The organism is Streptomyces sp. NPDC042364, assembly GCF_056437585.1.
In genome coordinates this window covers 114,443-131,683 of sequence record NZ_JBWKAJ010000007.1, presented here as the reverse complement: position 1 = coordinate 131,683, position 17,241 = coordinate 114,443, and the positions used below count along the sequence as shown (strand labels likewise).

General features: G+C 72.8%; 20 protein-coding genes. 6 read left to right on the top strand and 14 right to left on the bottom strand.

The window, feature by feature from the left end:
* Positions 1-13: 13 nt before the first annotated feature.
* Positions 14-1,612, bottom strand: a complete 1,599-nt coding sequence (locus AC067N_RS16640; protein WP_478679605.1) for an AMP-binding protein — start codon at positions 1,610-1,612, stop codon at positions 14-16.
* A 139-nt stretch (positions 1,613-1,751) separates the two neighbouring features.
* Between AC067N_RS16640 and AC067N_RS16635 the strand changes: the two genes are divergently transcribed.
* Together AC067N_RS16635 and AC067N_RS16630 are read left to right on the top strand one after the other, a co-directional pair.
* Positions 1,752-2,891: an acyl-CoA dehydrogenase family protein gene (locus AC067N_RS16635; protein WP_478679604.1), complete on the top strand. Its 1,140-nt coding sequence runs from the start codon at positions 1,752-1,754 to the stop codon at positions 2,889-2,891.
* Positions 2,888-3,286, top strand: coding sequence for a RidA family protein (locus tag AC067N_RS16630; protein WP_478679603.1), 399 nt, complete (start codon positions 2,888-2,890; stop codon positions 3,284-3,286). Before AC067N_RS16635 ends, AC067N_RS16630 begins: the two co-directional genes overlap by 4 nt.
* 77 nt (positions 3,287-3,363) lie before the next feature.
* On the opposite strand, the gene AC067N_RS16625 is transcribed toward AC067N_RS16630, so the two are convergent.
* From AC067N_RS16625 to AC067N_RS16605, 5 genes are all read right to left on the bottom strand, one after another.
* Positions 3,364-3,552, bottom strand: coding sequence for a DUF5999 family protein (locus AC067N_RS16625; RefSeq protein WP_478679602.1), 189 nt, complete (start codon positions 3,550-3,552; stop codon positions 3,364-3,366).
* A 275-nt stretch (positions 3,553-3,827) separates the two neighbouring features.
* Positions 3,828-4,637 carry a carbonic anhydrase gene (locus AC067N_RS16620; RefSeq protein ID WP_478679601.1) on the bottom strand — a complete coding sequence of 270 codons (810 nt, stop codon included), beginning with the start codon at positions 4,635-4,637 and terminating at the stop codon, positions 3,828-3,830.
* A gap of 207 nt (positions 4,638-4,844) precedes the next feature.
* Entirely contained in the window at positions 4,845-5,585 is a 741-nt protein-coding gene (locus tag AC067N_RS16615; RefSeq protein WP_478679600.1) for a class F sortase, read from the bottom strand.
* Between the two features lie 131 nt (positions 5,586-5,716).
* Positions 5,717-6,442 (bottom strand): hypothetical protein, encoded by a 726-nt coding sequence (locus AC067N_RS16610; protein WP_478679599.1) that lies wholly within the window; start codon positions 6,440-6,442, stop codon positions 5,717-5,719.
* A 204-nt stretch (positions 6,443-6,646) separates the two neighbouring features.
* A complete protein-coding gene (locus AC067N_RS16605) occupies positions 6,647-7,129 on the bottom strand; it encodes a DUF4396 domain-containing protein (RefSeq protein WP_478679598.1) in 483 nt (160 codons plus the stop codon).
* A gap of 200 nt (positions 7,130-7,329) precedes the next feature.
* On the opposite strand from AC067N_RS16605, the gene AC067N_RS16600 reads away from it, so the two are divergent.
* Entirely contained in the window at positions 7,330-8,031 is a 702-nt protein-coding gene (locus AC067N_RS16600) for a DUF5134 domain-containing protein (protein WP_478679597.1), read from the top strand.
* Positions 8,032-8,094: 63 nt separating this feature from the next.
* Here the strand turns inward: AC067N_RS16600 and AC067N_RS16595 are convergent, their stop codons facing one another.
* Entirely contained in the window at positions 8,095-9,006 is a 912-nt protein-coding gene (locus AC067N_RS16595) for a M56 family metallopeptidase (protein ID WP_478679596.1), read from the bottom strand.
* Positions 9,003-9,371: a BlaI/MecI/CopY family transcriptional regulator gene (locus AC067N_RS16590; RefSeq protein WP_478679595.1), complete on the bottom strand. Its 369-nt coding sequence runs from the start codon at positions 9,369-9,371 to the stop codon at positions 9,003-9,005. Before AC067N_RS16590 ends, AC067N_RS16595 begins: the two co-directional genes overlap by 4 nt.
* 145 nt (positions 9,372-9,516) lie before the next feature.
* Between AC067N_RS16590 and AC067N_RS16585 the strand changes: the two genes are divergently transcribed.
* From AC067N_RS16585 to AC067N_RS16575, 3 genes are all read left to right on the top strand, one after another.
* Positions 9,517-10,122: a DUF6153 family protein gene (locus AC067N_RS16585; RefSeq protein ID WP_478679594.1), complete on the top strand. Its 606-nt coding sequence runs from the start codon at positions 9,517-9,519 to the stop codon at positions 10,120-10,122.
* A gap of 97 nt (positions 10,123-10,219) precedes the next feature.
* Positions 10,220-10,861, top strand: coding sequence for a DUF305 domain-containing protein (locus AC067N_RS16580; RefSeq protein WP_478679593.1), 642 nt, complete (start codon positions 10,220-10,222; stop codon positions 10,859-10,861).
* A 282-nt stretch (positions 10,862-11,143) separates the two neighbouring features.
* Positions 11,144-11,368, top strand: a complete 225-nt coding sequence (locus AC067N_RS16575; protein WP_478679592.1) for a heavy-metal-associated domain-containing protein — start codon at positions 11,144-11,146, stop codon at positions 11,366-11,368.
* A 66-nt stretch (positions 11,369-11,434) separates the two neighbouring features.
* Here the strand turns inward: AC067N_RS16575 and AC067N_RS16570 are convergent, their stop codons facing one another.
* From AC067N_RS16570 to AC067N_RS16545, 6 genes are all read right to left on the bottom strand, one after another.
* The gene (locus AC067N_RS16570) at positions 11,435-11,938 is read right to left on the bottom strand and encodes a hypothetical protein (protein WP_478679591.1); all 504 of its coding nucleotides are present in this window, start codon (positions 11,936-11,938) and stop codon (positions 11,435-11,437) included.
* A gap of 94 nt (positions 11,939-12,032) precedes the next feature.
* The gene (locus tag AC067N_RS16565; RefSeq protein WP_478679590.1) at positions 12,033-12,872 is read right to left on the bottom strand and encodes a DUF2249 domain-containing protein; all 840 of its coding nucleotides are present in this window, start codon (positions 12,870-12,872) and stop codon (positions 12,033-12,035) included.
* A gap of 548 nt (positions 12,873-13,420) precedes the next feature.
* Positions 13,421-13,951, bottom strand: a complete 531-nt coding sequence (locus tag AC067N_RS16560; protein WP_478679589.1) for a NifU family protein — start codon at positions 13,949-13,951, stop codon at positions 13,421-13,423.
* Between the two features lie 9 nt (positions 13,952-13,960).
* On the bottom strand, positions 13,961-15,913 hold the full coding sequence (gene feoB, locus AC067N_RS16555; protein ID WP_478679588.1) for a ferrous iron transporter B: 1,953 nt from the start codon (positions 15,911-15,913) through the stop codon (positions 13,961-13,963).
* On the bottom strand, positions 15,910-16,212 hold the full coding sequence (locus AC067N_RS16550) for a FeoA family protein (protein WP_478679587.1): 303 nt from the start codon (positions 16,210-16,212) through the stop codon (positions 15,910-15,912). The genes feoB and AC067N_RS16550 overlap by 4 nt, the downstream gene beginning before the upstream one ends.
* Positions 16,213-16,655: 443 nt before the next feature.
* Positions 16,656-17,138 carry a pyridoxamine 5'-phosphate oxidase family protein gene (locus AC067N_RS16545; RefSeq protein ID WP_478679586.1) on the bottom strand — a complete coding sequence of 161 codons (483 nt, stop codon included), beginning with the start codon at positions 17,136-17,138 and terminating at the stop codon, positions 16,656-16,658.
* Between the last annotated feature and the right edge of the window lie 103 nt (positions 17,139-17,241).

Below are 17,241 nucleotides of genomic sequence, written 5' to 3'. Positions count from 1 at the left end.
TAGGTCTTCGGTATCACCACTGGTCACCCGTGGTACGCAGTCGGAACCGCTGGAGTTTGCCGGTCGCCGTCCGCGGCAGGGCGTCCAGGAACACGATCTCGCGCGGACACTTGTACGGCGCCAGCTCGGCCTTGAGGAAGGCGCGCAGCGCCCCGCCGTCCCGGTCCGCCCCCGCCGCGACGACCACGTACGCCACCGCGACCTGCCCGCGCGCCTCGTCGGGCCGTCCCACGACCGCCGCCTCCAGCACCTCCGGATGACGCAGCAGGGCGTCCTCGACCTCGGGACCCGCGATGTTGTACCCGGCGGAGATGATCATGTCGTCGGCGCGGGCGACATAGCGGAAGTACCCGTCCGGCTCACGGACATAGGTGTCACCCGTGACGTTCCAGCCGCCCCGCACGTACTCCCGCTGCCGCTCGTCCGCGAGATAACGGCACCCCACCGGACCGCGCACCGCGAGCAGCCCCTGCTCCCCGTCCGGCACCGGCACCCCGTCCGCGTCCTGCACCCGGGCGTGCCATCCCGGCACGGGCACCCCGGTCGTCCCCGGCCGTACGGCGTCGTCGGCCGCGGAGATGAAGATGTGCAGCAGCTCGGTCGCCCCGATGCCGTTGATGATCCGCAGCCCCGTCCGCTCGTACCAGGACCGCCAGGTGGCCGCCGGCAGGTTCTCGCCCGCCGACACGCACCGCCGCAGCGCCGACAGGTCGTGTCCGTCCAGCTCGCCCAGCATCGCCCGGTACGCGGTCGGCGCGGTGAACAGCACCGACACCCGGTGCTCCGCGAGCGCCGGCAGCAGCTGCCTCGGGCCCGCCTGTTCGAGCAGCAGGGCGCTGGCCCCGGCCCGCATCGGGAAGACGACGAGACCGCCGAGACCGAAGGTGAAGCCCAGCGGGGGAGACCCGGCGAACACGTCGTCGGCCCGGGGCCGCAGCACATGCCGGGAGAAGGTGTCGGCGATCGCCAGGACGTCCCGGTGGAAGTGCGCGCATCCCTTGGGCCGCCCGGTCGTACCGGAGGTGAACGCGATCAGCGCCACGTCCTCGGCCGCGGTGTCGACCGCCGGGAAGGGCCCGTCCGGCGCGGGCAGGCGCAGCAGGTCCTCCGGCCCGTCCCCGCCGTACGTCGTGATCCTCAGCCCGGGCACCTCGGCCTTCACCAGGTCGTCCACGGACCGGATGTCGCACAGCGCGTGCGAGACCCGGGCCAGCTCACACACCGTCACCAGCTCGTACGGCCGCTGCTGTGCGAGCACCGTCACCGCGACCGCCCCCGCCTTGAGCACCGCCAGCCAGCACGCGGCCAGCCAGGGTGTGGTGGGCCCGCGCAGCAGGACCCGGTTGCCCGGGACGACCCCGAGCGCGGAGGTCAGCGCGTGGGCGATGCGGTCGACCCGGGCCGAGAGCTCGCCGTACGTCCAGGTCTCCCCCGCGGGGGTGCGGAAGACGGGCCGGGCGGGGTCGGTGCCGCCGAGCAGTTCGGCGGCGGCGTTGAGCCGGTCGGGATAGCGCAGCTCGGGAAGGTCGAAGACGAGCTCGGGCCACTGGTCCGGGGGCGGCAGGCTGTCACGGGCGAAGGTGTCGACATGGGCGGTGACCCTGGAGTTCATGACGTTCGCCCCCTGCTCGGTCCTGCGGTGGTGGACTCGCACGTCGTGGTGGGCTCGCACCTGGAGCGTATCGCCTTGGTGACGACAGTCAACAGACCGCGATAACCTGAAGCGGCCCGATGGGGAAGAGGGGACGGCAATGACCGCATTCTCGCTCGAACCGGATCAAGTGACCCGGTGTGCGGCGCTGCGCGCCCTCGCCGCCGAACGGCTGCGCCCCCTCGCCGACAAGGGCGAGCCGGGTCGCGTCAACCGCCCCCTGGTCGCCGAGCTCGGCCGGCTGGGTCTGCTGCGCGGCCTGTTCACCTCCGGCGCCCTCGACCTCTGCCTGATGCGCGAGTCCCTGGCGTACGCCTGCACCGAGGCCGAGACCGCGCTCGCCCTCCAGGGCCTGGGCGCCCACCCCGTGCACGCCCACGGCACCGAGGCCCAGCGCGCCCGCTGGCTCCCCCGGGTCGGCGACGGTGACGCGGTCGCGGCCTTCGCGCTCAGCGAGCCCGGGGCCGGTTCGGACGCGGCGGCGCTGGAGCTGCGGGCCGAGCCCGACGGCACCGGCCGCTGGCGGCTCACCGGTGAGAAGTGCTGGATCTCCAACGCCCCCGAGGCGGACCTCTACACCGTCTTCGCCCGCACCACCGTCGGCGCGGGCGCCCGCGGTGTCACCGCCTTCCTGGTCCCCGCCGACCGCCCCGGCCTGACGGGCACCCCCCTCGACATGCTCTCCCCGCACCCCATCGGCACCCTCGCCCTCGACGCCGTCCCCGTCACGGCGGACGACGTCCTCGGCACACCCGACCGCGGCTTCCGCGTCGCCATGGGCACGCTCAACCTGTTCCGCCCCAGCGTCGGCGCCTTCGCGGTCGGCATGGCCCAGGCCGCCCTGGACGCCACCCTGACGCACACCTCCGGACGCGAGGCGTTCGGCGGGAAGCTGTGCGACCTCCAGACCGTCGCCCACCAGGTCGCCGAGATGGCACTGCGCACGGAGGCGGCCCGGCTCATGGTCTACGCGGCGGCCGCGGCGTACGACTCCGGCGCCCCGGACGTCCCCGGCCGGGCCGCGATGGCGAAGCTGCTGGCCACGGAAACGGCTCAGTACGTCGTCGACGCGGCCGTCCAACTGCACGGCGCCCGGGCACTGCGGCGTGGCCATCTCCTCGAACACCTCTACCGGGAGGTGCGGGCACCACGGATCTACGAAGGGGCGAGCGAGGTGCAACGGGCCGTCATCGCAAAGGAGTTGTACGCGCGGACCGCGGAACGGGAGCCGTCCGCATGACCATCGAACGGGTGAACCCGGTCGAGCTGTCGCCGCCCACCGGCTTCTCGCACGCCGTGGTCGCCACCGGCGGCCGGGTCGTCTTCCTGGCGGGTCAGACCGCGCTCGACGCGGACGGCAAGGTGGTGGGGGAGACACTGGTCGAGCAGTTCGAGCGGGCCCTCCGCAATCTGCTGACCGCGCTGGCGGCCGCCGGCGGCACACCTGCCGACCTGGCCCGCGTCACCGTCTACGCCACGGACGTCGCCGACTACCGCGCCCACGCGTCGCTGCTCGGCCGGGTGTGGCGGAGGCTGGCGGGGCGGGAGTATCCCGCGATGGCGGTCGTCGGTGTCGTACGGCTCTGGGACGAGCGGGCCCTGGTGGAACTGGACGGCTTCGCGGTCCTGCCGTAGCCCCGGGGGGCGCGGAGCGGCCGCGGCCCGGGGAGTGCCGGGCGCTCCGGGGGAGTCCCGGGCGGACCGGCGGAGTCTCAGGCGGCGACGGCGAGACGGCTCGGGGCGACGACACGGCCGTCGGGCAGGATCTCACCGGTGTCGTCGAAGACGATCGCCCCGTTGCACAGCAGGTTCCAGCCCTGCTCGGGGTGGAAGGCGACGATGTGCGCTGCGTCGCCGTTCGCGCTGTCGGCCGCGGGGCACAGGGGCTGGTGTGAACACATGGCGCACCTCCACGTCATTGTGAGTGCCGGCGGCGAGTCACCGCCTCGCAGTACCGACGATGCACGCCCCCGGAACCCACCCACAAGGCGTCGCGGCGAGACGTGACAACACCCGGACCTCTTGTGACACGACGCGGACACAACCCGGGGGTCGCGGGCGTCGGCGACCCCGCCGATCCCACCCGGGCAGGCCGAGGGCCGAGCCCCCGCGGCATTGAAGGGGCCCCTGGAAACCGCCACTTGCCCGGGGCCCCTTCCGTCCGTCCGGCGCCGCCCTACTTCAGCAGGTGGACGCGCTGGGTGGTCAGGTCGTAGCGGGCGCCGACGATGGCCACCTCGCCCGCCTTCACCTTCGCCGCGAGGTCGGGCTCGGCCGCCAGCTTCGAGCGGACCAGCCGGACGTTCGCGTCGATGGTCGCCGCCACCCGGGCGTCGCCCTCCACATGGTGGTCGATCGCCGGCGCGATCTGGTCGGCCACGTACTGGATGTGGGCCGGCAGCCTCTCACCGGTGCCGTCCGCCTGGACGGCCGCCTTCACGGCGCCGCAGGACTGGTGGCCGAGCACCATCACCAGCGGGATGTCCAGTTCGAGCACGCCGTACGCGACACTGCCGAGCACCGCCTCGTCCAGCACCTCGCCCGCGCTGCGCACGGTCATCAGGTCGCCGAGACCCTGGTCGAAGACCAGCTCCGGGGGGACACGGGAGTCGATGCAGCCGAGGATGAGCGCGAAGGGGTGCTGGCCGATCGTCACGGCCTTGCGGGTGGCGGCGTCCTGGTCGGGGTACCGCTGGTGGAGGGTCCGCCAGCGGCGGTTGCCCTTCGACAGTTCCTTCAACGCCTTCTCGGGGGTGTCCGGCCGGGTGGGGGTGGCGGCCGGGGTGGAGCGCTCGGCGCGTGAGACGGGCTCCGCTTCGGCGGGGAAGGCGCCGACCGCGAGTCCGCCGCCGAGGACGGCGGTGCCGGCGAGCGCGGCGCGCAGCAGCGATCGCCGGCCACGGGGCCGCGGGAGGGATATCGGGCCGTCGGCGGAACCGGGTGCCTCGGTGCCGTCGCCGCTGTGGGGTGTCTGGTCAGAGTTCACGCGGAGGAAGGTACGTCCGGCCAAACGTCCAAACGTTCGCGTTGCGGAATCATGGACGAGCGTTGATCAATCATGGCCGGCCGTTGAATCGTTCTTGGCCGGCCGCAGGAAAGGTCTTGGCCAGTCGGTCACCTGACGTTCGCCCGGAGGCCGGGAGCGCTCCCAGGGCTCTGCCCGGACCCCGTGCGGGTCCGGGAACCGGCGGGTTCAGAGAAGGTGTCCGAAGACCACCAGATTCTCCGTGTAGTCCTTGGCCACCCGGTCGTAGGTGCCGGCGCAGGTGATCAGCCGGACCTCCGCGCGGGGCGTGTCGGCGTACACGCGCTCGTCCGGGAAGTTGTCCTTGTCGAACCTCTCCACGTCGTCGACGACGAAGTTCGCCTTGCTCCCGTCGGCCCGTACGACATTGAAGACATCGCCCTTGGCGAGCTTGGCGAGTCCGGCGAACACGGCCGGGGACGTGGTCGTGTCGACGTGACCGGCGATGATCGACGTGCCCGCCTCGCCCGGGGTGGCGCCGTCGGCGTACCAGCCCACGAGGTTGACGTCGTTGGGGGGCGGGGCGTCCAACTGCCCCGTGCGGCCGATCTTCAGCGGGGTGAAGGGGGCGTCGACGGAGATCTTCGGGATGCGCAGCCGCACCGGTTGCGAACGGGGCAGAGACTTGCCCACCGGGCGTGCGGAGGGGGAGGCCGGCACGGAGGGGGAGGTTGTGACGGAAGGGGATGCCGGCACGGAGGGGGAGGCCGTCGCGGAGGACTGCGCGGCCTGCGGGGCGGGCCGGGCGTCCGGCGGCCTGGCGGTGTCGGACGAGGAACCCTCGCGTCCGAACAGGATCAGGGAGAGGACCAGCAGGCCCAGGGCGAACAGCAGGGTGACGGTCGACCGGGAACCACGGCGGGTCGGCTCCGGACCGGTGTCGCCGGGGGAAGAGGGATGGGCTGCCATCGGACACCACCTCACAAGGCACGGCAGCGGACGGGCGGGGCGGGGGGTGCGCGCCGGGCGGCCGGGCCGTCACACGATGCACGGTGTGACGGCCCGGCTGTTATCGGACCGGATATCGCGCCGGGCATGGGTCAGGCCGCGCTTCCGCCGGCGTTCTTGCGGCGCAGGGCGTACAGGCCGGTGCCCGCCACCGCGAGGACGGCCAGCCCGCCCGCGGTCGTGGTCGGTGAGGCGAGCCCGCCGCCGCCGGTGTGCACCCCGCCACGCGGCTTGTCGTGGTCGCGCTTCCAGCCACCCTTGTCGTGGTCGCCCTTCCAGGAGCCCTTGTCGTGGCCCTGCTCCTTCTCCTTGCCTTCCTTGCCCTCCTTGCCCCAGGACTCCTTACCGCTGCCCTCGCCGGAGCTCCACTCGTCTTCGCTGACCGCGCTCAGGGCGCCGCCGCCGGTGTGCACGCCCCCGCGGGGGCCCTTGTGCCAGCCGTCCTTGTGCCAGCCGTCCTTGTGGTGTTCCTTCTTGTCGCTGTCGCCGCCGCCGACCGCGGTGAGGGCGCCGCCGCCGGTGTGCACGCCCCCGCGGGGGCCCTTGTGCCAGCCGTCCTTGTGCCAGCCGTCCTTGTGGTGTTCCTTCTTGTCGCTGTCGCCGCCGCCGACCGCGGTGAGGGCGCCGCCGCCGGTGTGCACGCCCCCGTGGGGACCCTTGTGCCAGCCGCCCTTGCCGTGCTCCTTCTTGTGGTGCTCCTTGCTGTACCCGGAGTCCTCACCGTCCCACTTCTCCCCGTCGGCGTAGGCGCCGGGCGCGGTGATGGCGAGAACGGCCGTGGCCGCCGCTGTCGCGAAAAGCATGCGGGCTGAACGCATTTGATGGTCCTTCCGTCCCGTCCGGGCAGCTGGCGCTACATCAGCTGAAGGGACCCGGACTTGACTGATCCACCGTCAGCCGGTTTTCCGCTCGCCACCACTCGGGGCGGTCAGCCGGGTGAACCCGGGGGCCTCGGGCCTCCCGGGACCACCCGTTCGGCCCCGGCCGGCCCCCAGGGGCGGCCGGAGCCGAACGGGCGGGCGTCAGTGGTAGGCGTGGACGACGGCGTGACCCTTGCCGCGGCCGATCATCCACTTGTTGACGGGCGTGGTGATCAGGAAGGCGACCGCGAACCCGCCGAGGAGCGCCGACCAGAACAGCCCGTCCGACAGGTGGGCGTCCATCGCTCCCGGAGTCAGGGCGATGATCGCGTTGTCGACCAGCTCCATCACGGCGATGGAGACGGTGTCGGCGGCCAGCGCCACCCGGATCGCGCTGCGGAGGCCCAGACCCGCGCGGCGCACCGCGAACAGCGTGAACGAGTACCCGAACACGAACGCGAGGGCGATGGCCAGCGCCATCGTCGGCACATTGCCCCACCGCAGGGCGGTGCCGATGACCATCCCGAGGATCTCCCCGATGGCGCACCCGGTCAGGCAGTGCAGCGTCGCCTTCACCGCCGTGCCCCAGGAGGCTCCGCCGTGCCCTTCGTGCGCGGTGCCGTCATGGTGAGCGCTGTGGTCCATGACCCGTCATCCCCGTCCTCGTCCGTGGTGATCCTTTGCCTGACACCCGCCACCATATACCCCTGGGGGGTATATGGCGAGGGGTGGCGAGCCGGTGCGGGCGACTTCCCGTCACGAGGTTCCGCCTGCCCGGCTGAGCGGGATCGCCGACCGCCACGTACTAAGGAGATACGTAGTGATCGACGAGCGGTGGGGGCGATGTGACGGGACACCTTCTGGGCTGGACGCTGGTGGTGCTGGGGGCCGGGGTCGCCGCCGGCAACCTCGTCCGGATGGCGCTGGTCGTCGGCTGGGCCCGGTTCGAGGCGGGAGCCGAGGTCGTGATGGGCGCGGGCATGGCCGTGATGGCGGCGCCCCCGACAGCGGTCCTCTACGGCACGTACGGCCTGTGGTGGGCGGCGGTCTTCGCCCTGCTCTGTCTCGGTGGCGTGGCCCTCTCCGTACGGCATGCCGTACGCGATGGTCTACGGCGGCTCCGGCACGGCGCCCATCTCGCGGTCGGGAGCGCCGCGATGGTGCTCATGACCCTGGCCATGCCCGGTGCGACCTCCGGACCGACACTCGTCCTGGCCGGCGCCTCCGGGCACGGGCACGGGCACGGGGTGGCCGCCGGCATGGGCGGTGGTCATGGAGTGAGCGAAGCCGTCGCGTCCTCTGGGTCCGCCGTGCTGTGGCGTGCCGCCTTCTGGGTGCTGGCCGCCTACTTCCTGGCCTCCGTGGCCCTGGCCGTACGGGCCCGGATGCGGGGCCCGGCCCCGTCGTCCGCGGCGACCGTTCCGAGGGCCCGCCACCGCCGCGCCGCCCGTACCCCCGCGGTGCTCTCGGTGCCGAACGCCCGTCTGGCCGGTCACATCGGCATGGGCGGCTCGATGGCGACGATGCTGCTGATGATGACGGCGTGACGGCGTGACGGCGTGACGGCGTGACGGTGTGAGGGCGTGAGGGCGTGACGGTGTGAGGGCGGGTCAGCCGAGGCCGGGCGGGCAGACGACGAGCAGGGGCAGCAGCGGCACCGTCACCGCCATGACGGCCATGGCGGCAGACAGGGCCCGATGAGGAGTCGTGCGCGGGCCGAGCACCCGCCGCATTCGGATCAGCACCGCCCGGCCTCCCGCCCCGAACGCGCCGCGCGGAGCCCGGGCCGCCGCCATCTCGTACATCGCGGTCGCCAGGGCCTCACGGGAATGCCCGTGCAGGGCGCGGTCGTCGGCGACCATCTCCAGCAGCAGCGCCGTCTGCTCCCGGACGTGGCGGGCCACCGGGAGCCGGCGGAACAGGGAGTGGAACGCCTCCGCGGCGGCCAGGACCAGATGATGACGGCCCGCGACATGGGCCTGCTCGTGCTCCAGTACCGCGGCGAGCTGCTCGGACGTCAGCTCCCGGACGGCCCCGTCGCTGACCACGATCCTGGGCCGGCGGCCAGGCAGGCAGTAGGCGGCGGGCACGTCGTACGGCAGGACGACGGCACCCAGCCGGGCCGACCGGCGGCCCACCAGGTCCACCGCCCGGCGGTGCCGGGCCCGCGCCCGACGGGCCCGGACGAGATGGAAGGCGAAGCTCCCCGCCAGGGCGAGTCCGAGCGTGGCGGGCAGGGCGACGGCGAGCCGGGCGGCGGTCCGTGGATCGGCGCCGTTCCCGAGGGCGGCGAGCCCGCAGGAGTGCAGCAGGCCCAGCAGGCCCTCGTGCGGATGCCCGGCGGGCATCGCCAGGTGGTACGCGGTCAGCGCGACCCCCAGCGAGAAGGACAGGGCCAGCGCGTGCCAGACCGCGAGGGCCGTCGCGGGCGCCCGGTGCGGCCAGTCGGCCCGCACGAGCAGGGGAGGGCCGACGAAGCCCACGAGTGCCGTGTAGGCGACCAGTACGGGCGTCGCGTTCACGGCTTCGCCTGTCGTCCCACGGTCCGCAGGGCCTTGCGGAGGGCGGCCACCTCGTCCTCGGTCATGTTCTCCACGAAGTGGACCAGCGCGGCCGGGCGGTCCTTGCTCGCGCCCAGGCCGTCCTCCATGAGCGCGGCGGCATACGCCTCACGGCTGCGCACGGGCGAGTACAGCCAGGCGCGGCCCTGCTTGCCCCGGAGCAGCCAGCCCTTGTTGTAGAGGATGTTGGTGACCGTCATCACCGTCGTGTAGGCGACGGGCCGGGTCCGGTTGATGTCGTCGACGACCTCGCGCACCGTCGCGGGACGGTCCCATGTCCAGAGGCGGTCCATGATCTCCGCTTCCAGTTCCCCCAGCCGCCGCATGCCCCGTCTTCCTCTCCCCGCACCGGATGTGCGCTGTGATTACGTAAGTCCATAGTAGGTTAGTAGAACGGTCGGCCCGCGCGCCGCCCTCGGCAGCGGGCCCGCCTCGGCGGCGCCCGCGACGTACTCACCACACAAGGGACCCATGAACCGTGCCGACGACGAGGCCGTGACCGGCCTCGGGGCGCCGCACAGCCGGCCGCGTCCGCCCTCGCGGGCCTGCGGACTGCTCGTGTGCGCGCTGCTGCTGGGCCTGCTCGGCATGCACGGTCTCGGACCGGTCCCCCCGCACGGTGCGACCGCCGGACACCACCGGACGACGGCGACCGCGCACACGGGCGCGGAGATGCCGACGCCCGGCGGGGCCGCCGGCGATCGGGTGTGGACGCCCGGCGCGGAGGCGGCCGTTCGCGCGTCGATGGCGGGCATGGAGGCGGCCGTTCGGGCGTCGATGGCGGGCATGGAGGCGGCCGTTCGGGCGTCGATGCCGGGCATGGGGGCGGCCGTTCGGGCGTCGATGCCGGGCGCTTGTGGTCATGACGCCGACGGCGGCACGGGCCACCTGCAGCACGCCGATCCGGCCTGCGCCTCGGCGTCAGTGGGCCAGGCCCCGGTCGTCGCCCCCGTCCTGGTGCCCGATGTGGTGGCATGGTCCGCGCAGGCGGACGCACGGGCCTCGATGACGGGCTCCGGCCCCGAAGGAGGCCGCGCCCCACCGTCGCTCGCCGAACTCCAGCTCCTGCGGATCTAGAGAAGCCCGCACGCCGCCGCACGCCCAGGTGAACGGCGCCGTGCTCCGGAAAGCCCTTCTTCCGACTTCTCCATTCGAAAAGCGCAGGAGCTCCACCATGACCGCATACCGCGGGTTCTTCCGTCGTGCCGCCCTCACCGTCGCCGCCGGTGCGGCCGCCCTCGTCCTGACCGCGTGCGGCGGTGACGGCGACGGCCACGACATGGGCTCGATGAACTCCGAGTCCGGCTCGCCCAAGGCCGGTTCGTCCGCCTCGGCGAAGGCCGGCGGCCACAACAAGGCGGACGTCGGCTTCGCCGAGGAGATGATCCAGCACCACCGCCAGGCCGTGGAGATGGCCGAACTGGCCGAGAGCCGTGCCGCCGCGCAGGAGGTCAAGGACCTCGCCACCAAGATCAAGGGTGCCCAGGACCCGGAGATCGAGACGATGTCCGGCTGGCTTACGGCATGGGGCGAGAAGGTCCCCGAGGACATGTCCGGCATGGGTCACGACATGGCGGCCGCCATGCCCGGAATGATGAGCGGCGAGGACATGGCCGCCCTGGAGAAGGCCTCCGGCGCCGCCTTCGACAAGAAGTTCCTGGAGTTGATGGTCGAACACCACGAAGGTGCCGTCGAGATGGCGAAGGCCGAGAAGTCCGACGGTAAGTACGGCCCCGCGCTCGACCTCGCCGACGACGTCATCACGGCCCAGACGGCCGAGATCCAGCAGATGAACAAGATGCTCGACAAGAGCTGACGCCCTTCAGGACGTCCGAGCGGGCGGGGCGGGGTGCGGTGGTGGCGGCCGGGGACCCGGAACGCCGCCACCGCCACCGCCACCGCAGGAGACGCCGCCACCGCCGTAGAAGGGGCCACCGCCGGTGAACGCCGTCACTCAGGCCTCGGGCCCGGTGGCGATGGCCGAGGGCCAGATCCCTGAACACGGCGGGCCGTCGGGCCGTACCCCGTGCCACACGCCCCGGTGGCGCCGCCCCTCGGCGGGCGCGGCCCGGGGAAGAGAGCGACAGGAGCGACCCCGATGGCGGACAAGATCTTCACCGTGGAAGGCATGACCTGCGGCCACTGCGCCACGAGCATTACCGATGAGGTCGTACGCGTGGCCGGTGTCACGGCGGTCGACGTCGACGTCAGGTCGGGCCTGGTGATCGTGTCGGGAACGTCGGTCGAGGACGACGCCGTACGCGCGGCCATCGTGGAGGCGGGGTACGAGGTCGCGGAGGTCGTACGCCGTACCGCGGCCTGAACGAGGTCTCCGGCCGCCCCCACGGGCTGCCCGAAGCCGAGGTGCGTAGGTGGTGTGGTGGTGCGTTCAGTCGCGGTGCGCAGTGCGGGGAGCGATGGCGTCCGCGGTGGCGACCAGGGCTACACCCAGGCCGGTCAGTGCGGCGCCGAGGCCCGTGACCAGGGTCGTCAGGTGCCATGCCTGGTAGGCGGACATCAGTGACGCGCGCAGGGTCTGGCCCATGAACGCGGTCTGGCGCAGTTCGGCGAGCTTCTCGTCGTCGCCTCCGGCGGCGTGCAGTTCCGCCGTGATCTCGGCGTAGGTACGGCCGCCGGTGGCGTGGGCGAGGTTGCCCTTGATGAACTGGGCGTAGGCGTGCGCCGCGGTGCCGGTTTCCACGCTGGTGCCGGCGTAGGGGGCGAGTTCGGCGGGCAGCCCGTGGCCGGGGAAGGTGATCTTCTGGGCAGCCAGTTCGGTGCGGATCTCCTTCCTGCCGCTGCGGCCGCGCAGAAGCATGACCGGTCCGGCGACCGAGAGGGCGATACCGACCGCCCCGAGCAGGGCGGCGGCACGCCGGTGTGGTCCGTTCATGACGTGGTCTTCTCTTTCCTTGGGTGCGTGCGGGTTCGGCAGTGCGTCCACACCGGATGGGGCAGACGCCGTACTCCGCCGAGGAGTGTTGTGGTCAGCGGTGGCTGAGCCGCAGCCGCCAGGCCTCCGGGCCGCGTTCCAGGTACTCCACCGAGAAGGCCCCGGGGGAGCGCTGTTCGATCTGAGCGAGCAGCGGCAGCGGGTCGTGCGGGGCGACCAGCACCATCGCGGTGCCGGCCGGTACGGCGTCGAGCGCTCCGAAGACCGTGGCGTGACGCAGGGAGTGCGGGACCTCCCGCACGTCCAGCTCTGGTTCGGCTGCCTCCTCCGCGCCTCCACAGCCGCAGACGCCGCCGCAGCCGTCGGCTTCCTCGACCTCGACCTGTTCATGGCGCATGTCGTGCCCGTCCGCCGCGTGATGCTCTTCTGCGGCGCCTCCGGCGCGCGTGCCGTCGGTGAGTCGGTGGTGCATGTCGGTGAGCAGCCCGGCCAGGGAGACCTCGGGTGCCATGGCGAGCAGCGGCAGCACGAGGCCGTTCTCCTTGGCCACGTGCTCTTCGAAGAGGACCTGAAGAGCCCGGGCGTCGGCCGCGGCTTCCGCCGGGACGCGTGCGACCCGCAGGGCGTCGACGAGCGCGGTGAGGCAGCGGTGCTCACCGATCAGGCTCTCGATGAGCAGGCGGGCCTCGGGCAGGCCGCGAGCGGCGGGATAGAGCGCGGCTTCCTCGGCCGCGGCGTGCGGCAGCAGCGCCCGCTCGCAGAAGGCCACCAGCCCGGCGTGGATCTTCTCGGCGGCGCCCGGGTCGCGGTCCACGGCGGTGAGCAGCATCTTTACCCGACCGGCCAACTCCCCTGCCAGGCGGGCGTGATGCGCCTCGGCGCCTTCGAGGGCGGTGGCGTCCTCGGGAGTCGAGGCAAGGGTGAGCATGCTCATGATGGTGTCTCCAGCAGGTCGCGGTCGGCTCGGCCGGCCGATGCGGGTGTTGTCGTCCAGGAGCGTCTGCCCTGGAGACGTTGCGTCCGGCCGCCGGTGCGGCCGGACGCACGACCGAACCGGGGCGCCGCGCGCCGTACGCGCTGCACCTGCGGCGGCCGGGGACGGGTGAACGGCCGCCCGGCAGGCACGGAATACGGTCGTACAGATGGGCATCTGCGGCTCGATCAATGCCCAGCATGCAACGCGGACCGCATCGGCTCCCCGGCCGACCGGGCCCGACCATCGGGACCATTGGTCCCTATCCCGGCCGACCGGGCCGGGCCGGGCCGGAATGCCGTTCCGCGGGAACGCCGGCCCAGGCGCACCGCGACCTGCGCCGCCCGGCGTTCCCGGCCATGGAGGACGATCAGCACGGGCGACGTACGTGGACGCCCCGCTGACCGCTGACCGCTGGCCGCCGACCAGGAGGCCGCTGACGGCCGACCAGGAGGCCGGGCTCGGCACCCCGGCGGGCGGCCGCGCCCGCCGCGCCCTGCTCCACGGCCCTACGGGACGTGGCGGACCTCGACGAGCTGGGGGCACCGGCGGCGCAGCAGGCGCTCCAGCCCGTGGTGCAGGGTGAGCCACGCGGCGGGGCATCCGTGGCAGGCGCCGACGAGGCGCACGGTGACGACACCGTCCCGCACGCCGACCAGCTCGATGGCACCGCCGTGGGAGCGGGCTCGTTCACCCACCGGTCCGGCGATGAGGTTCCGTGCGGCCGTGTGCAGCGACGTATCGTCACGGGCCCCTTCGGCGTCCGCCGCGGGGCTCCAACCGTCCGGATCCTCCAGGGCGTTGTGCAGCGCGGTGCGAACCCGGGATCCGTCCGCCCGCCAGGAGCGGCCTTCGCCCAGTCGGGTGACGATGCCGGCGGGTTCGACACCGACGTGGGCGAGGGTGCCGTCGGCGAGCAGCGCCGCCAGCGGCGGCGGCACCGAGGCGGGCGCACCCGTCCAGGTGAGGACACCGGTGGGGATGATCCAGCGCAACCGGTCGGGATGGCCGGGGACGGGCTGTGGATGCAGGGGGATCATGGGCGCCGTTCACCCGCCTGTCAGCGCGGCAGTGAGGGTGCGTGCCAGGTAGGCCATGAGCCAGGCCGTCACGGTCAGGTAGGTGAAGGCGATCGTCGGCCACTTCCAGGTGCCGGTCTCCCGCCGGATGACCGCGACGGTGGCCATGCACTGCAACGCGTAGGCGAAGTAGACCAGGAGCGCCGCGACGGTGGGCGCGGTGAACACCTCCTGGCCCGCGCGGGCTCCGTCCTGGTAGGTCATGGTCCGCAGGGCGACCGCGGGATGGTCGGGGCTCTCGGCGGCGGCGACCTGCCCCAGGGTGGCGACGAAGGTCTCCCGGGCCGACTGGGCCGACAGGACACCGACGTTGACGCGCCAGTCGAAGCCCAGCGGGTCGAAGACCGGGGAGACCAGCCGGCCGAGATCGGCTGCGTAGCTGTGGTCGATGGTGTAGGCGGACACCGCCACGGAGTCGCCGGTGTCGACACCGGCCGCCTGCAGCTGTGCGGGGGAGTGCAACGGCAGGTTCAGCGCCAGCCACAGCGCGATGGAGGTGGCGACGATGACGGTCGAGCACTTGCGCAAGAATGCCCGGGCGGAGGACCACATCGCCAGCAGTACCGCGCGGGGCGCGGGCAGCCGGTAGGGCGGCATCTCCATGAAGAACGGCATGGGCGTGCCGTCGCGGTCGGTGACCTTCTTGATCACCCAGGCGGCGGTCATCGCCGAGACCGCGCCGAGCAGATACAGGCCGAACATGATGAGCCCCTGTGCGCCGAACGGCCCGATTCCGGCGGACGGTTCGACGAGCATGCCGATCAGCAGCACATAGACCGGCAGCCGCGCGGAGCAGGTCATCAGCGGGGCGGCCATCATGGTGGCCAGGCGGTCCTTGGCCGAGGGCAGGGTGCGGGTGGCCATGATGCCGGGGATCGCACAGGCGAACGACGAGAGCAGCGCCACGAACGCCCGCCCTTCCAGCCCGGCACGCGCCATGACCCGGTCCATCAGGAACGCCGCCCGTGACAGGTAGCCGACGCCTTCGAGCAGGGCGAGGAGCAGGAACAGCAGCATGATCTGCGGGACGAAGACGAGGACGCCGCCGACGCCGCCGATGACGGCGTCACCGAGCAGTCCGGACAGCCACCGGTTGGTGACGTGGCCGGAGACGAGGCCGGACAGCCATCCGAACAACGACTCCACATACCCCTGGAGCGGTGCCGCGAGGGTGAACACGGTCTGGAAGAACGCCATCATGACCGCGAAGAAGACGACCGTGCCCCACACGGGGTGCAGCAGTACGGCGTCGAGCCGCTGGGTGGCCCTGTGCCGCTCGGCGGGGCGGAAGTCGGCGAAGGCGAGCACCGACTCCGCCCAGGCGTCCAGCTCGGCCGGGTCGGTGGGCGGTGCGAGGACGGGGACCGGCCAGGACCGCCAGGCGGCGATCTGCTCGCGCAGCTCCCGGACGCCGAGGCCGCGGTGGCCGATGACGGGGACTACCGGGGCGCCCAGCGCCTGGGAGAGCGCGTCGAGGTCCAGATGGCCCTGTCGCGCGGCCAGTTCGTCGGTGAACGTGACCACGACGCAGGTCGGCAGGGCGCGGGAGAGGACCTGCGCGACCAGCGTCAGCGACCTGCGCAGGGTGGTGGCGTCCACGACGACGAGGAGCGCGTCCGGCCGCTGCGTGCCGCCCAGCCGGCCGTCCAGGACGTCGACGGTGATCTGCTCGTCCGGGCTGATCGGCTCCAGACTGTACGTGCCGGGCAGATCCTCGATCACATGACCGCGCCCGCCGACGCGGCAGGCCCCCACGTAACGGGACACGGTCACGCCGGGGTAGTTGCCGGTCCTGGCGCGCAGGCCGGTCAGCGCGTTGAAGACGCTGGTCTTGCCCGCGTTGGGGCTGCCGACCAGCGCGATACGCGCCTCCGCGGTCACCGCCGCGTGCGTGCCACCGGGCTCGTGGCAGCCGGCGGTCACTGATCCACCTCGGTCGTGTACACGCAGGCGGCCTGGGTCCGGCGCAGGCACACCTCGTAATCCTTGACCTGGTAGACGACCGGGTCCCGCAGCGGGGCACGGCGTACGACCTCCACCACCGTCCCCGGCGTGAATCCGAGGGCGCTCAGCCGGCGGGCCGTGTCCGGCGCACCGTCTGCGACGACCTCGACCACCCTGGCCCGCGCACCGGGCACAAGGTCGGCCAGCGCACACAGCGCGCCCCCCGACACTGCCGCGCGCCGTCCCGCCTGCACGGCATCCCCACCACCCACGCTCATCTGCGTCTCCGCTGCACCATGCCGGACGGGAGCCGCCGGCCACCCAGTTGGTAGATAAGGCGAGGCTAGCCTTATGCGGGGCTGTCGACGGCGGGCATTCGGCCTGGATGGACAGGCCGTCCGGTCCGGGTCCCAGAACCACCCGGCCCCTGGACGGGGCTCGTACGACGCCGACCGCTCCAGCGATCCGACACGTCAGTTGGACGGCCCCGGGCATTCCGCCGCGGCGCTTCCCGCCCCCTCCAGCGTGGTCACGCCGTCTGTCCTGGACGGAGACGCTCACGCCACCGGGCGCGGGTGAACACGTCATCGAGCCGACCGGAGGTCCCCGCAGCCACAGCCCATCACGGCTTGGTGGGCTCGGCCGCTTCCCGCCCGCGGGCGTGACCCGCCGCACCCAGGGATCCGTCGTTCCCGCATTCCCGGCAAGTGCCGTCGCCCGGTCAAGCGGGCGATGCCTTGCCGGCCAGGCAGGAGTCAGAAGCGCCGGCGTCGGCTGCGGCGCACTGCGTGGTGTGTGCCCCGGTGAGTTCGCGCCCGGTGACCAGTTCGGACTCGATCCGCACGAAGACCCCCTCGCGCATGGGCATCCAGGAGTGCGGTCCGGTCAGCGACAGGCGGTGGTGCTCGGCGGGGTCGGTCACCACGGTGGCCCGCCCGGTGACGACCACGCTCCAGCCGGACCGGGTCTCCGCGTCGAACTCGTCCGCCTCGAAGGCGACGACGACACCGTCGATGGCTTGCACGAGACCCGAGCCTGCCGAGGTGAACAGCAGCACGGAGGCGTCGTCGTCCAGAGAGAAGTTGATGGGCAGGACTGCGGGCAGGGCCTGCCGGGTGTAGACCACGCGGCCGACCGGCACCTCGGCCAGCAGGCGCAAGCACTCCTGCCGACCGAGAGCGCGAAAGGCATCCTTCTCGAGCATCAGCCCATGGTCGGCGTGTACCCCGGCGCCCGGTAGGGCCGGACGGCCCTCTTCCGCGCCCCTCATCGAGCGGCGCCGGCGCCAGGATCGAACGGTTGCCCTG